The 13,264-nt window shown below is 72.4% G+C and carries 13 protein-coding genes; 5 read left to right on the top strand and 8 right to left on the bottom strand.

Annotated features, from left to right (window positions below):
- Positions 1 to 11: 11 nt before the first annotated feature.
- Positions 12 to 1,478, bottom strand: a complete 1,467-nt coding sequence (locus ID554_RS27715; protein ID WP_117227811.1) for an aldehyde dehydrogenase family protein — start codon at positions 1,476 to 1,478, stop codon at positions 12 to 14.
- A gap of 156 nt (positions 1,479 to 1,634) precedes the next feature.
- On the opposite strand from ID554_RS27715, the gene ID554_RS27720 reads away from it, so the two are divergent.
- The gene (locus ID554_RS27720) at positions 1,635 to 1,985 is read left to right on the top strand and encodes a VOC family protein (RefSeq protein ID WP_117227810.1); all 351 of its coding nucleotides are present in this window, start codon (positions 1,635 to 1,637) and stop codon (positions 1,983 to 1,985) included.
- A 71-nt stretch (positions 1,986 to 2,056) separates the two neighbouring features.
- Here ID554_RS27720 and ID554_RS27725 read toward each other — a convergent pair whose 3' ends face one another.
- Both ID554_RS27725 and ID554_RS27730 read right to left on the bottom strand, forming a co-directional pair.
- Positions 2,057 to 2,866: an SDR family oxidoreductase gene (locus tag ID554_RS27725; RefSeq protein WP_117227809.1), complete on the bottom strand. Its 810-nt coding sequence runs from the start codon at positions 2,864 to 2,866 to the stop codon at positions 2,057 to 2,059.
- A gap of 65 nt (positions 2,867 to 2,931) precedes the next feature.
- On the bottom strand, positions 2,932 to 4,056 hold the full coding sequence (locus tag ID554_RS27730) for an acyl-CoA dehydrogenase family protein (protein ID WP_223884296.1): 1,125 nt from the start codon (positions 4,054 to 4,056) through the stop codon (positions 2,932 to 2,934).
- 134 nt (positions 4,057 to 4,190) lie between these two features.
- Here ID554_RS27730 and ID554_RS27735 point away from each other — a divergent pair, with 134 nt between their 5' ends.
- The gene (locus ID554_RS27735; RefSeq protein ID WP_117227808.1) at positions 4,191 to 5,279 is read left to right on the top strand and encodes a class I SAM-dependent methyltransferase; all 1,089 of its coding nucleotides are present in this window, start codon (positions 4,191 to 4,193) and stop codon (positions 5,277 to 5,279) included.
- Between the two features lie 85 nt (positions 5,280 to 5,364).
- Here the strand turns inward: ID554_RS27735 and ID554_RS27740 are convergent, their stop codons facing one another.
- The 4 genes from ID554_RS27740 to ID554_RS27755 form a co-directional block, all read right to left on the bottom strand.
- Positions 5,365 to 5,664 (bottom strand): acyl carrier protein, encoded by a 300-nt coding sequence (locus ID554_RS27740; RefSeq protein ID WP_117227807.1) that lies wholly within the window; start codon positions 5,662 to 5,664, stop codon positions 5,365 to 5,367.
- A 29-nt stretch (positions 5,665 to 5,693) separates the two neighbouring features.
- On the bottom strand, positions 5,694 to 6,365 hold the full coding sequence (locus ID554_RS27745; protein ID WP_117227806.1) for an NADPH-dependent FMN reductase: 672 nt from the start codon (positions 6,363 to 6,365) through the stop codon (positions 5,694 to 5,696).
- The gene (locus ID554_RS27750; RefSeq protein ID WP_117227805.1) at positions 6,362 to 7,474 is read right to left on the bottom strand and encodes an LLM class flavin-dependent oxidoreductase; all 1,113 of its coding nucleotides are present in this window, start codon (positions 7,472 to 7,474) and stop codon (positions 6,362 to 6,364) included. The genes ID554_RS27745 and ID554_RS27750 overlap by 4 nt, the downstream gene beginning before the upstream one ends.
- Positions 7,475 to 7,649: 175 nt before the next feature.
- On the bottom strand, positions 7,650 to 8,957 hold the full coding sequence (locus ID554_RS27755) for a condensation domain-containing protein (RefSeq protein ID WP_223884297.1): 1,308 nt from the start codon (positions 8,955 to 8,957) through the stop codon (positions 7,650 to 7,652).
- Positions 8,958 to 9,015: 58 nt separating this feature from the next.
- Between ID554_RS27755 and ID554_RS27760 the strand changes: the two genes are divergently transcribed.
- Together ID554_RS27760 and ID554_RS27765 are read left to right on the top strand one after the other, a co-directional pair.
- Positions 9,016 to 9,987: a ferritin-like domain-containing protein gene (locus tag ID554_RS27760; RefSeq protein WP_117227804.1), complete on the top strand. Its 972-nt coding sequence runs from the start codon at positions 9,016 to 9,018 to the stop codon at positions 9,985 to 9,987.
- Positions 9,984 to 11,003 carry a methyltransferase gene (locus tag ID554_RS27765; RefSeq protein WP_117227803.1) on the top strand — a complete coding sequence of 340 codons (1,020 nt, stop codon included), beginning with the start codon at positions 9,984 to 9,986 and terminating at the stop codon, positions 11,001 to 11,003. Before ID554_RS27760 ends, ID554_RS27765 begins: the two co-directional genes overlap by 4 nt.
- A gap of 22 nt (positions 11,004 to 11,025) precedes the next feature.
- Here ID554_RS27765 and ID554_RS27770 read toward each other — a convergent pair whose 3' ends face one another.
- A complete protein-coding gene (locus tag ID554_RS27770; protein WP_117227802.1) occupies positions 11,026 to 12,222 on the bottom strand; it encodes a cytochrome P450 in 1,197 nt (398 codons plus the stop codon).
- Positions 12,223 to 12,747: 525 nt separating this feature from the next.
- On the opposite strand from ID554_RS27770, the gene ID554_RS27775 reads away from it, so the two are divergent.
- Positions 12,748 to 13,122, top strand: a complete 375-nt coding sequence (locus ID554_RS27775; protein ID WP_223884298.1) for a hypothetical protein — start codon at positions 12,748 to 12,750, stop codon at positions 13,120 to 13,122.
- Positions 13,123 to 13,264: the final 142 nt, after the last annotated feature.

The following is a 13,264-nucleotide window of genomic DNA, read 5'->3' on the forward strand; positions in this document are numbered from 1 at the left end:
CCGGGACAGCCTCAGGCGGCGATCCAGACGTTCTTGGGTCGCAGGAACTCTCGGACGCCGGCCTCGCCGCCGATCCGGCCCCAGCCGCTCTGCCGCACCCCGCCGAACGGGGCCGACGGCAGCACGCCGGGCACCCCGTTGACCCAGACGCTGCCCGCCGCCACCGCGCGGCTCACCCGGTGCGCCGTGCGCAGGTCGGTGGTGTGCAGGTACGCCCCGAGGCCGTAGCGGGTGCCGTTGGCCAGCCGGATCACCTCCTCCTCGGTGTCGAAGGAGGTGAACGCCAGCACCGGCCCGAAGATCTCCTCCTGCGCCAGCTCGCTGTCCGGGTCGACCTCCCCGAACACCGTCGGCGCGATGAAGTACCCGTCGCCGAGGTCGCCGCCGAGCCGTTCGCCGCCGGTGACCAGCCGCCCGTGTCCCTTGTCCCGGGCCCGGTCCACCACGCCCAGGATGCGGTGGCACGCCTGCTCGCTGACGACCGGACCCATCATGGTGCGCTCCTGGGCGGGGTCACCGAGCGGCACCCGGGCCAGCCGGGCGGCGACGGTCCGCAGCACCTCGTCGTAGACGGACGAGTGCACCAGCACCCGGGTGCCGTTGGCGCAGCCCTGGCCGCTGAGCGCGACGACGCCGCTCATCGCCAGCCGGGCCGCCATCCGTACGTCGGCGTCGGCGAAGATGACGTGGGCCGACTTGCCGCCCAGCTCCAGGCCCACCGGCAGGAGCCGCTCGGCGGCGGTGGCGAGGATCCGCCGGGCGGTGGCCCCGCCGCCGGTGAAGTGCACCTTGTCCACGCCCGGGTGCCGGACGAGCGCCTCGCCGCCGGACGCCCCGCCGGGCACCACGTTGATCACGCCGGGCGGGAAACCCGCCTCCAGGGCCAGCTCACCGATGCGCAACGCGGTGAACGGCGCCAGCTCGGAGGGCTTGAGCACGATCGTGTTGCCGGCCGCGAGCGCCGGTCCGAGCATCTGCGCGACCGACACCAGCGGGCCGTTCCAGGGGATGATCAGGGCCACCACGCCGTACGGCTCGTCCAGGGTGTAGTCGACGGCGCGGACCGGCCACGTCGGGACGACCTCCCCGCCGACCTTGTCCGCCCATCCGGCGTTGTATCGCAGGTGGTCCACGGCGACCCGGGGCATCACCGACGCGAACTGTCGGGGGCAGCCGTTCTCCAGCGTCTGCAACCCGCTCAGCTCGGTGGCGTGCCGCTCGACCAGTTCGGCCAGGGCGAGCAGCAGGTCCCGGCGTACGTTGCCGGGGGTGGCCCGCCAGCCGTCGAGGGCGGTACCCGCGGCACGGACCGCCGCGTCCATCTCGGCGGCGCCGCCCAGCGGCACGGCCGCGGTGACGCGTCCGTCGGCGGCGTACACGTGCTCGTGCACGCCGCCGGTGGTGGTGGCCGTGCGGGTGGCGCCGATCAGGGCGGCGGTGTCCGGGATCAGTTCGGTCGGAGCGGCGGTGACGGGCACGTGGTGACACCTCTTCCGGCTCGGTGCGCCATCCGATGGCGACGGTCAGCGGAGTATGTTGCGTCGAATCCTAGTGTAGTTTGTTGCGTTAGATAGCCCCCCGCCCGGACGGTCGGTCGGGTGGCGCACCGGATCGTTGGACCGAGGAGGCCGGTCGTGTCAGGACAGCTGTCGTACTTCGAGTTCGGGGTGCCGGACGTCGCGGTGGCCAGCAGCTTCTACGCCGAGTTGTTCGGCTGGAAGGTGCAGGCGCAGGAACACGGTGGGTCGATCGACACCGGGGAGGCGGCGGTGCCGGGCGGCTTCCACCGCGACCCCGGGCCGCCGCAGCACTACCTCTACTTCCGGGTGGACGACATCGACGCCGCCATCAAGCGGGTGCAGGAACTCGGCGGCGAGGTGGAGCCGATGCGTCCGGCCACCGAGGAGTGGGGCGCGTTCGCGGAGTGCCGGGACAACCAGGGACTCGCCTTCGGCCTGCACGTACCGCCGAAGCCCAAGGACTGAACGCGGCGCGAGGGCCGGGTGTCCGATCGGACACCCGGCCCTCGCGCGTCGGGGCGCGTCACCCCGCGACGTCACTGCTCCTCGGTGAGGAACCGGCCCGGTACGAAGCCGGTCCGGGCGGTGGAGAGCCCGCCGTCGACCGTGACCACCGCACCGGTCACGTACGACCCGGCGCGGCTGCACAGGTAGATGGCGGTGCCGACGATGTCGTCCGGTCGACCGATGCGCTGCAACGGCGTCACCGCGGCGATCTCCTCACCCATCGCCTCCAGCACACCGGCCATCATCCGCGACGGGAAGCTGCCCGGCGCGATCACGTTCGCGGTCACCGTCGGCGCGAAGTCGTGGGCCAGCATCCGGGTGATGTGGTGGATCGCCGCCTTGGCCGCGGCGGCCGAGTAGGTCGGCATCTCCGGCACCCGCTGGGCGTCGGCGCTGCCGATGTTGACGATGCGTGCCGGGTCCTCGGCGGTGCCCGCCGCCCGCAGCAGCCCGGCCAGCTCCCGCACCAGGAACAGCGGTGCCTTCAGGCCCAGGTCGAGCACGCTGTCCCAGGCATCGGCGGGAAACTGCTCCACCGGCGCGGTCCAGGCGGTACCCGCGTTGTTCACCAGGATGTGCAGCTGGGACTCGCGTTCGCCGATCTCCCGCGCCAGCCGGACGCACTCGGACTCGTCGGAGAGGTCGGCGGGGATCGCCACGCACGTCCCACCGCCGGCCGAGAGCTCCTGGGCCACGTCCTCGCAGTCGGACTTCGTCCGCGCGGTCAGGTAGACCCGCACACCGGCGGCGACGAAACCCTCCGCGATCATCCGGCCGATGCCCTGGGTGCCGCCCGTGACCAGTGCCGTCTTTCCGGCGACCGAGAACAACTCACTCATTGGAACCTCCACATGATGTGCTCCGGTGCGGCGCCGGTCCACGGCCGGCCCCGCGACGACTCGGGTCAGCGCGGCCCGGCGGACGTCTCCTCGTCCACCGCGAGCGCGCCCAGCGTGGCGTACGAGTCGCGGCCCGCCACGAAGTGCTGGGTGGCGGTACGCATGTCCCGCATCCGCCGTTGCAGCGGCGAGGTGTCGTACACCGCGGTACCGCCGGACAGCGTGTACGCGACGTCGACGACCTGCGCGCAGAGGCTGGTCACCTGCGCCGCCGCCGCGCGCAAACGGGCCCGGCCACCCGGTGACGCGGCGTCGGGTGCCGTCGCGGACTCGGCCGCCTCCGCGTACAGCAGCGCCCGGGCCGCGCGGTGCATGGTCTGCGCCTCGCCCAGCCGGTCCTGGAAGACCGGCGAGTCGGCGAGCCGCCGCGCGCTCAGCGCCGGACGTTTGCCGTCGGCGGCCAGGCGCACCAGGTCGGTCAGCGCGCCGTCGGCCAGACCGACCGCCACCGCACCGATGATCAGGCTGGACTGCGCGATGCGGTGGGCGGCGTCACCGTCCTGCGGGGAGACCGCGAGATGCTCCGGCACCCGCGCGTCCTCGACCGTCACGTCGTGGCTGGCGGTGCCGCGCAGTCCCAACACCTGCCAGGTGTCGAGGACCCGCACGTCGCGGGCCGGGACGAACAGGATGCGGGTGGCCGGTGTGCCGTCGGGCCCGACCGGCACGCTGCGACCGGACACCAGCACGCAGTTCAGATAGAACCAGGCGGCCCGGGGGCACCCGGTGACGAAGGGCCAGCGGCCGGTCACCCGCCACCCGTCTTCGCCGGTGCGGGCCCGACCCTTGGGCGCCACGGCGCCGGCGACGAGGGTGTCCGCGCCGTCAGCGAAGACCTCGTCCAGCGCGACGACCGGACCGCACCGGACGATCAGGTGCGACAGGGCCACCTGGCCCACCGTCCACGAGGTGGCCGCGTCGGCGCGGGCGAGCTCCTCCAGCACCGCGAGTACGTCGGGCAGGTCGAGCTGGTCGCCGCCGTGACTGGTGGGGGCGAACATCCGGAAGCAGCCGGCCTCGCGGAGGTCGTCGACGAGGTCGTCGGGGAGGCCGCGTCGCTGCTCGACCTCCTCGGCGTGCTTCGCCACTCGGGACGCCAGCTCGCGTACCCGGGACAGCGTTGGGTTCACGTCGGCCCCCTCCTGTGTTCGGTGTGTCGTGTTCGGACGCTATCTCTCGCCGCCGGGTGCTGTCCATGGCGCGCCCGCGTGGATAGAGTGTGTTGCGAAAACAACACACACGTGTGTCGCCGGAGGGGATACCGATGACGACTCCCATCGACCCGCAGGCCCGGGTCTTCGCGGTCCGCATGTGGACCTCGCTGCTGGCCACCCAGGAACTGCTCGCCACGTACCTCGGTGTCCGCCTCGGGCTCTACGACGACCTCGCGGCCAAGGGGCCCGGCACGGTGGGGGAGATCGCCGCGCGGGTCGGGGTCGACCCCCGGTACGCCCGCGAGTGGCTGGAACAGCAGGCGGTGGCGGGCGTCCTGACCGTCGACGACGCGTCGGCCCCGGCCGACGAGCGGGTGTTCACGCTGCCCGCCGCGCACGCCGAGGTGCTGACCGTCTCGGACAGCCCGCTGTCCATGTCGGCGCTGGCCGTCCTGCCGCTGGGCGGGGTGGCGGCGGCGCTGCCGGCGCTGCTTGAGGCGTACCGCAGCGGCGACGGGGTGGCCGACGCGGTCTACGGCGTCGACTGGCGGGAGGGGCACGCCGGGGCGAACCGCGCGATGTTCACCCACCAGATGGCCGGCTGGCTGCGCCGGCACGCCCCGGACATCCACACCCGACTGGTCGGCACCCCGGCCCGGGTCGCGGACGTGGCCTGCGGCGCGGGCTGGGCGGGCATCGGCCTGGCCCGGGCCTTCCCCCGGATCGCCGTCGACGGGTACGACATCGACCCCGAGGTGATCGCCGACGCCACCGGGCACGCCGCCGACGCGGGACTGAGCGACCGGGTCTCCTTCGCCGCCCGGGACGCCGCCGATCCCGACCTGGCCGGCACGTACGACCTGGTCTGCCTCTTCGACGCGTTGCACGAGATCGCGCGCCCGGTGGAGGTGCTGCGGGCCTGCCGGCGGCTGTGCGCCGACGGCGGCAGCGTCCTGGTGCTGGACGCCCGGGTGGCGGAGCGCTTCGCCGCACCGGCCGACGAGATCGAACGCTTCCAGTACGCGACCAGCGTGCTGCACTGCCTGCCGGCGTGCCGCAGCCAGCAGCCGTCGGCCGGCACCGGCACGGTGCTGCGTCCGGACGCCGTCCGGGACCTCGCGGCCGAGGCCGGTTTCGCGGCGGTCACCCAGCTGCCCATCGACGACCGCTTCCACCGGCTCTACCGGCTGATCGGCTGACCTCGCCGCGCGTCCGGCCACGGCGGGCAGGACGACGAAACGGCCGGCCACCCTCCACGGGTGGCCGGCCGGTGGCGTCCGAGGATCAGGCCCCGGCGTCGCGCTCCGCGATACGGCGCAGCACGTGCTCCTGCACCGCGCCGAGGTTGGTGATCGACCGGGCGGTCTTCTCGTCGATGGGTTCGAGGTCGAACTCGTCCTCCAGCGCGAAGGCGAGTTCCATCAGGGCCAGCGAATGGAAGCCGAGGTCCTGGACCAGGGCCGTCTCCTCCCCGCGCAGGCCGTCGGGGTTGGGCGCCAGGTCGAGCACGATGGCCTGGACCTGAGCGCGGATCTGCTCGTCGGACTGCTTCGGCCCCACGACCGTCGGGGTCTGCTCACTCATGGTCGCTACTTCCTTCCGGATCGCCCGGCTCACCGGAGCTGTGCGGGTTGATGGACGGGAACGGGTTCCGCGGGTCGATGCGGTCCCACAGACGGGGTCTGGCAACTGCGCAGCACGGCGGCGAGCACCGGCGCCGCGGCCGTGGTCCAACCGGCGACCGCCGCGTCGAGGTCGCCGAACTCCTCCTCAAGCACCGCCAGGCCGCGGACCGGCACCACGGCGCCCAACTCCACCAGCAGTGGCCGCAGTTGGGCGTCGGCGACGTAGCGGTGCTGCGCCCAGCCGGCGGTCATCACCGGTACGGCGACCGTGCCCGGAAGCAGGCCCTCGCGGGGGAGCATGTCGAGGAAGAGCTTCAGCAGGCCGGTGTAGGAACCCTTGAAGGTCGGGCTCACCACCACCAGCAGACCGGGGCCACGGACCCGGGCGAGCACCTGCTCCAGGGGCGCGTGCGCGGCGGTGCCGGCGATCAACCGGGACGGCAGGTCCGCGCCGAGTTCGGCCAGGTCGACCGGGTGCGGCTCGCCGAGGCGCACGCCGAGTTCGGCCAGACCGGTACGCAGCGCGCCGGTCACGTGCCGGGCCACGGCGGCGGTACGCGAGCCCCGGCGCGGATTGCCGATCAGGACGGTGACCGGTACGGACGGGGGGTCTGTCGGCGGGATCATCCGCTCGGGCGCGTGCTGCCGCAGGTCGGTCACCGGTCTCCTTCCGGTTCGGCCAGCAGTCCCCGCATGCGCAGGAGCGGCAGCACACCCTCACCGAAGGTGTACGCCTCCTCCAGGTGCGGCTGGCCGGAGAGGATCAGATGGTCCAGCCCGAGCGCGTGGTACTCCTCGATCCGGTCGGCCACCTCGACGTGGCTGCCGACCAGGGCGGCGCCGGCACCCGGGCGGACGAGCCCGTACCCGGCCCACACGTTCGGGTAGACCTCGAGGCTCTCGGTCCGGCCCTGGTGCAGAGCTGCCATCCGGCGTTGTCCCTCGGACTCGGTGCGCGCGAAGCGCCGCTGCGCGGCGGCGATGGTGTCCGGGTGCATCCCGGCCACCAGGCGGTGCGCGACGTCCCACGCCTCCTCGGCGGTGTCCCGGCTGATCACGTGGAACCGGGATCCGTAGGACAGCTCGCGGCCCTGCGCGTCGGCCCGGTCCCGGACCTTCTTCACCAGGGCGGCCAGTTGCTCGGGTGGTTCGCCCCAGGCCAGGTAGACGTCGGCGTGCCGGGCGGCCACGTCGTGCGCGGCGGCCGAGGAGCCGCCGAGGAAGACGGGCGGGGTGACCGGGTGTCCCCGGGTCAGTCGACCGGCGCGGACCCGGTAGTGGCTGCCCTCGAAGTCGTACGTGCCGCCGGACCAGGCGCGGCCGAACACGTCGAGGAACTCCTCGGCCCGGGCGTAGCGTTGGTCGTGGTCGAGCCAGTCGCCGTAACGCAACTGCTCGTCGCGGTCGCCGCCGGTGACCACGTTGAGCAGCAACCGGCCGCCGGAGAGGCGTTGCAGGGTGGCGGCCATCTGCGCGGCGATCGTCGGGGCCACCGAGCCGGGGCGTACCGCGACCATGAACTTCAGCCGGCGGGTCCGGTCCGCCAGGGCGGCCGACACCAGCCAGGGGTCCTCGCAGAACAGCCCGGTCGGCACCAGGGCGCCGGTGAAACCGAACCGGTCGGCGGCCGCCGCCACCTGCGCCAGGTAGTCGATGTCCGGCGCGCGCCGGACGTTGTCCGCCGGGTCGACGGGCGCGCCCTGCGGGGTCTTCGCCACCTCACGGCCGTCACCGTGGGACGGGAGGAACCAGTGCAGGTGAAGTGGCATGTGGACCTTCCTGTCACAGCAGTGGTCGTGTGAGCGGTCGCGTCCGGCGGGTACAGGCACCCCCGCTTCCTGCGCGCTACCAGGTAGGGCTGGTCGAAGCCTCTCAGCACCCGGATGCGGTGTCAAGAGTGTGTGACGCCAGTGTCGTGTTGTGTGGCGCTTGTTCGTGGTGCCGTCAGCCGCCGCGCCTGGTCCGCAGCGGTGCGGTCGGCTCGGCGGCCAGTCGGGCGGCCAGATCCGCGTAGCCGGCCAGGAAGGCGGTCGCCTCGGCAGGCGGGTACGCGGCGGTGCTGTGGTAGAAGACCGCGCGCAGGTCCGCCGCGCCGACCGGGGCCACGGCCAGCTCGAACTGGAACCGACTGCCCAGCCCGGGCGGCACCAGCAGTTCGAATCCGACGCCCGCCGACGCCGTCCGGTGCTGCACCTCGGCCATCACGTTGAACAGCACGTCGTCGGCCCGCCGCCCGCCGGTCTGCACCACGTCCAGCGGCAACATCTGATAGGGCAGATCCTGGTAGGTGAAGGCGCCGATGGCCGCCGCGTGGGCCTGCCCGATCAGGTCGGCGAAGGTCTCGGCCTGCCCGACCCGGGCGCGCAGCAGCACCATGTTGGCCAGCAGGCCGACGGTCTCCCGCAGCTCGGGACGCGACCGGTTGGCGAACATCGAGGCCACCGCGAGGTCGTCCTGGCCGGTGATGCGGTGCAGGTGGTGGTAGAACACCGCCAGCAGCACCGCGAACAGGGTGGTCCGCTGGGTACGGGCCAACGCGCGCAGCCGGGCCACCGCCTCCCGGTCGAGGTCGACCGCCGCGTCCGAGGTGGACGGCCCGTCCGACGGCGGCGCGGCGACGGCGGAGGTGCCCACCGCCGGCAGTTCGCTGCCGGCCAGCTGCCGCCGCCAGTACTCCCGGTGCCGGCGCAGCCCGTCGCCGTCGAGCAGCTCCTGCTGCCAGCGGACGCAGGTCGCGTACTGCCAGCCGGGATCGGGCAGCCGCGCCGGCACCCCGTTGGCCTGCGCGTAGAGCACACCGAGATCCCGGAAGAGGATGCCGGTGGACCAGGCGTCGGTGACCAGGTGGTGCAGGTTCAGGCAGAGGACGTGCTCGTCCGGCCCGAGCCGCAACAGCGTGCTGCGTGACGGCCACTCGGTCGGGTCGATCGCGGTCCGCAGCTCGGCGCGTACCGCCTGGTCGACGGCGGCGGCCGGGTCCGGCCGGTCGGACAGGTCCACCCGGCGGGCGGTGGTCGGTGCCGGCGGGTGCACCACCTGGGCCAACCGTGCGCCCCGACCGGTGAAGGTGGTCCGCAACGACTCGTGCCGGGCGGTGAGGGCGGACAGCGCGGCGTCCAGCGCGTCGGCGTCGACCCGACCGGTGAGCCGACACAGCAGCGGGCAGCTCAGGGCGCCGAAGTCGGTGCGGTAGTGCTTGATCATCCAGAGGAGACGTTGGGCCACGGAAGCTGGTGTCTGTTGGGTGTCCACGCACGGACCATAGCGTCACGCATTGGCATCGGTGAGGTCTGTGGGTACCTTGTGTCGTATGAGCTTTGTTGTGCCGGCCCACGTCGACACCACACTCACCTGGGACTACGAAGCCTCAGATCCACGGCTCGTGGCGCTCTACGAGCGAGCCAAGGAGGCCCAGTGGAAGGTCTCCGACGTCGACTGGTCGGTGCCGGTGCCGTTCGGTGAGCCGCTGCCGGACGACTCCGCCTTCGCCATGGCCGCGTTCGCCGACTCGCCGCTCGCGCCGCGCGGCCCCCGGGCCTGGGACGCGTTCCGGTGGGAGTTCCAGTCCTGGATGGTCAGCCAGTTCCTGCACGGCGAGCAGGCCGCGATGATCGTCGCGGCCCGGCTGGTGGAGACCGTGCCGGACCTGGACAGCAAGTTCTACGCCGCCACCCAGGCCGTGGACGAGGCCCGGCACGTCGAGGTCTTCTCCAGGTACCTGCGGGAGAAGATCCCCGAGCCGTACCCGGTCTCCGAGCCGTTGCGGGAACTGCTCACCGACATCCTGTCCGACTCGCGCTGGGACGTCACCGCGCTCGGGATGCAGATCATGGTCGAGGCGATCGCGATGGCCTCGTTCCGGCTGTCCAACAGCAGCTTCCACGACCCGCTGATCAAGGAACTGACCCACCTCGTGGCCCGGGACGAAGCCCGGCACGTCACCTTCGGCGTGCTCTCCCTCTCGGGGCTCTACGACCAGCTCACCACGGCTGAGCGGGCCGAGCGGGAGGAGTTGGTGCTGGACGCCGCGGCGCTGATCCGCCGGCGGTTCCTGCTCGACGACATCTGGGAGCGCCTTGAGGTCGACCGCGCCGAGGGCGTCGCCTTCGCCACCAACCACGACCTGATGATCAAGTACCGGCAGGCGGTGTTCTCGCGGGTCGCCGTGGCGCTCGGGCAGATCGGCCTGATGACCGACCAGGTACGCACCGGACTGGACAAACTGGGCCTGCTGCAGTTCGCCGGTGAGCGGCTGCGTATCCGAAGGGGGAGACTGGCATGACGGCCACCCGACGCAATCTCGACCTGACCGCCGTGGTCCGGCTCGGCGAGTTGGGGGACCAGATCACCCCGTTCGCCCTGCGGGCCGCCTGCGACCTGCGCATCGCCGACCTGCTGGCCGACGGTCCGCGACCGGTGTCGGAGTTGGCCGTCTCGGCCGGCGCGCATCCCGGGGCGCTGCTGCGCCTGCTGCGGGCGCTGGCCGCCCGGGGCGTGTTCACCGAGGTCGCCGACGCCACGTTCGCGCTCACCCCGCTGGCCGAGCCGTTGCGGGGCGACCACCCGATGTCGCTGCGCGACAGCTTCACCCTGCTCGACTCCGACGTACGGGCCTGGGCCGCGATCGGGCACACGCTGCGTACCGGGGAACCGGCTTTCGGGCACGTGCACGGCCAGGACTACTGGAGCTACCTCGCCGACCACCCGCAGGAGAGCGCCCGGGTCGACGACTGGATGCGCAGCGTGAACCACCTGCACCTGCGGACCGTGCTCGGGGCGTACCCGTGGCGTCGGTTCGGCACGCTGGTGGACGTCGGCGGCGGGACCGGTGGCTTTCTGGCCGGTCTGCTCACCCGCTTCCCCGGGGTGCGCGGGGTGCTGTTCGACCTGCCGCACGTGGTGTCGGGAGCGCCGAAGGTGCTGGCCGAGGCAGGCGTGGCCGACCGCTGTGAGGTGGTGCCCGGTGACGCCTTCGGCGCGGTGCCCGCCGGTGGGGACGGGTACCTGCTCAAGACGGTGCTGCCGGGCTTCGACGACGACGACGCGACGCGCATCCTCGGTAACGTGCGCGCCGCGATGCGGCCCGACTCGCGGCTGGTGCTGCTGGAGGCGGTGCTGCCGCCGGGGGACGCCTTCGACATGGCGAAACTCTTCGACGTGCACGCGATGGTGCTCACCGGTGGCGCGCACCGCAGCACCGAGGAGACCGGTCGGCTGCTGGAGCGGGCCGGGCTGCGGCTGACCCAGGTCGTCGGCACGCCCACGCTGACCGTGATCGAGGCGCTGCCGGCCGACTGAGCCCGCCCGCTCCAGCGGGTCGTCAACCGAGCCGGACCGGCACCGAGGCGTACGCCCGGAACGGGGTGTCGCGTTCGCGAACGGTGGGGCCGTCGGGTTCGAGCACGGCGAGGCGGGCCAGGCGGTCGAACACCACGGCACCCTCCATCCGGGCCAGGAAGGCGCCGAGGCACAGGTGGGCGCCCCCACCGAAGGCGACGTGCGGGTTGTCGGTCCGGCCCACGTCGAGGCGGTCCGGCCGGGTGAAACGGCGCTCGTCGTGGTTCGCTGAGCCGATCATCAGCACCAGGACCCGCCCCTTGCGTACGGTGCGTCCGCCGATCTCGATCGGCTCGTGCACGTAGCGGGCCGTGCCCTGGATCGGGGCGTCCCACCGCAGGAACTCGTCCACGGCGGTACCGGCCAGCGACGGGTCGGCCCGCAGCCGGTCGAGCTGGTCGGGGTGCGCCAGTAGGGCGGCGGTGCCGGTGGTGATCATGTGCACGGTGGTCTCGAAGCCCGCGAAGAACGAGAAGACGGTGTTGTCCACGATCTCGTCGTGGCTCAGGCTGTCGCCGGACTCCTCGACGTCGAGCAGCCGGGAGAGCAGGTCGTCGCCCCGGCGGGACCGGCGCTGGTCGAGCAGGTCGCCGATGTGCTCGCGCAGCCAGCGTACGGCCACGTCGGCGTCGGCGCGGGCGTGCTCGGGGACCACGGCGGTGAAGGCGCGACCGAGGTTCATCGCGTGCCGGCGGACGTCCTCGGTGGACTCCGGTGGGATACCCATCAGTCGGCAGACCACCCGGACCGGCAGCGGGTAGGCCAGCTCGGGGACCAGATCCATCCGGCCCGCCGCCACGGCCGGTGTGAGCATCTCGTCGACCAGTTCCTCGACGTAGGACCGCAGTTGGCGGACGACCGCAGGGCTGAACGCGCGGCTCATCAGCCGGCGTAGCCGGACGTGGTCCGGTGGGTCGCGGTAGAGCATGATGCGCTGGAAGAAGGCACTGGCGGGGCCGTCGCCCACGGACACCTCGTGGTAGCCGGCGGGGAACTCGCTGCCCAGCCGGGGGTCGTGCTGCAGGGCCACCACGTCGGCGAAGCGGGTGACGCCCCAACTGCCCGGCCCGATCCGGCACAGCGGGCCGGCGGCGCGCAGCCGGGCGTACTCGGGGTAGGGATCCTCGACGACGTTCGGGTCGAGGGCGTCGAACCGGGGTGCGAGGGTCGGTGCGCTCATCCGCCTAGTGTCTGTCGGTTTACCGCCGCCCGGCAAGAGCGATGACGACACACCACACACTCCGTCGGCCCGTCGGGACGTCCGATCCGTGCGGGTCAGGGGCTCCGTCGACTTTTGTCGGATGTTCGGCCGACGGCCGGTGGCCGATCACGTCCGGTGACCGGTACGCCCGAACGGGCATCGGGGGTTCTGCCCGACGCCGCGCCGCGGCCGCGGTTCGGGTGTCCCGGCGTCCAGGTCGAAGACGCTGCTCACCGTCGAGGCGTCGGCCCGGCGACCGGGGCCGGAGCGCGGCGACCGGAGATCTTCCCGTGTAAGCACGGAAAGTGACATACATTGTGCTCTATCGAAATCATCAGCCGGAGATAGTGCGCGGACGTCCCAGTATTGAAGCCGATTGGTTATTCCCATGTCGCGCGAGTGCGCTCTATGGTGTGAGATCAGCAGGAGGGGGGAATTGTGTTGCCTATGGTCAAGGCCCGGAGGGTGAGTCGAACCGCCGTAGCGATTTCCGTCAGTGGCAGCGTGGACCGGAGCACGGCGGGGTACGTGACCCGCGTCGCGGCGTACATGTTGGACCACGGTGACCTGCTGCCCGACCAGGTGGAACTGGACCTGACCGACGTCACCGGCGTCGACGAGGTGGGCTTCACCTCGCTCGTCGACGTCGCGGCCGGGGCGAGCGCGGCGGGGGCTGCGGTGGTCGTGCGCTGCGGGGCGGAGCGGGCCATGCTGGAGGGGCGGCGTGGCGGACGCGGCGTGGCGTCCGAGCAGATCGGGCGCATGCTGCGGCTGCACCTCAAGTTCCTGGTGCGTCGGCGCAGGTCGCGCCCGGCGGTGGCCGAGGCGCGGGTGGTGCGGTGGTGCCCCGGTCCGCTCGCCGGACGTCATCGGGGTTGACGGTATCTGTTACGGTGCGGACCGATCGGTCCGATAGAATTATGTGTGCCGTTTCAGCCCGATTCAGAAAGACTTAACCGGATCATCCGCGCACCGAGATCTGCAATTTGCATTCTCGGCCGATAGCATCGCGGCGGGTGGG

This window comes from Micromonospora craniellae (genome assembly GCF_014764405.1).
Taxonomy (GTDB): domain Bacteria; phylum Actinomycetota; class Actinomycetes; order Mycobacteriales; family Micromonosporaceae; genus Micromonospora; species Micromonospora craniellae.

What these genes read in the sequence shown, in the direction of transcription:
- ID554_RS27725 (WP_117227809.1), bottom strand. Translation starts at nt 2,866, where the DNA reads ATGAGTGAGTTGTTCTCGGTCGCCGGAAAGACGGCACTGGTCACGGGC.
- ID554_RS27735 (WP_117227808.1), top strand. Translation starts at nt 4,191, where the DNA reads ATGACGACTCCCATCGACCCGCAGGCCCGGGTCTTCGCGGTCCGCATG.
- ID554_RS27740 (WP_117227807.1), bottom strand. Translation starts at nt 5,664, where the DNA reads ATGAGTGAGCAGACCCCGACGGTCGTGGGGCCGAAGCAGTCCGACGAG.
- ID554_RS27750 (WP_117227805.1), bottom strand. Translation starts at nt 7,474, where the DNA reads ATGCCACTTCACCTGCACTGGTTCCTCCCGTCCCACGGTGACGGCCGT.
- ID554_RS27760 (WP_117227804.1), top strand. Translation starts at nt 9,016, where the DNA reads ATGAGCTTTGTTGTGCCGGCCCACGTCGACACCACACTCACCTGGGAC.
- ID554_RS27765 (WP_117227803.1), top strand. Translation starts at nt 9,984, where the DNA reads ATGACGGCCACCCGACGCAATCTCGACCTGACCGCCGTGGTCCGGCTC.
- ID554_RS27770 (WP_117227802.1), bottom strand. Translation starts at nt 12,222, where the DNA reads ATGAGCGCACCGACCCTCGCACCCCGGTTCGACGCCCTCGACCCGAAC.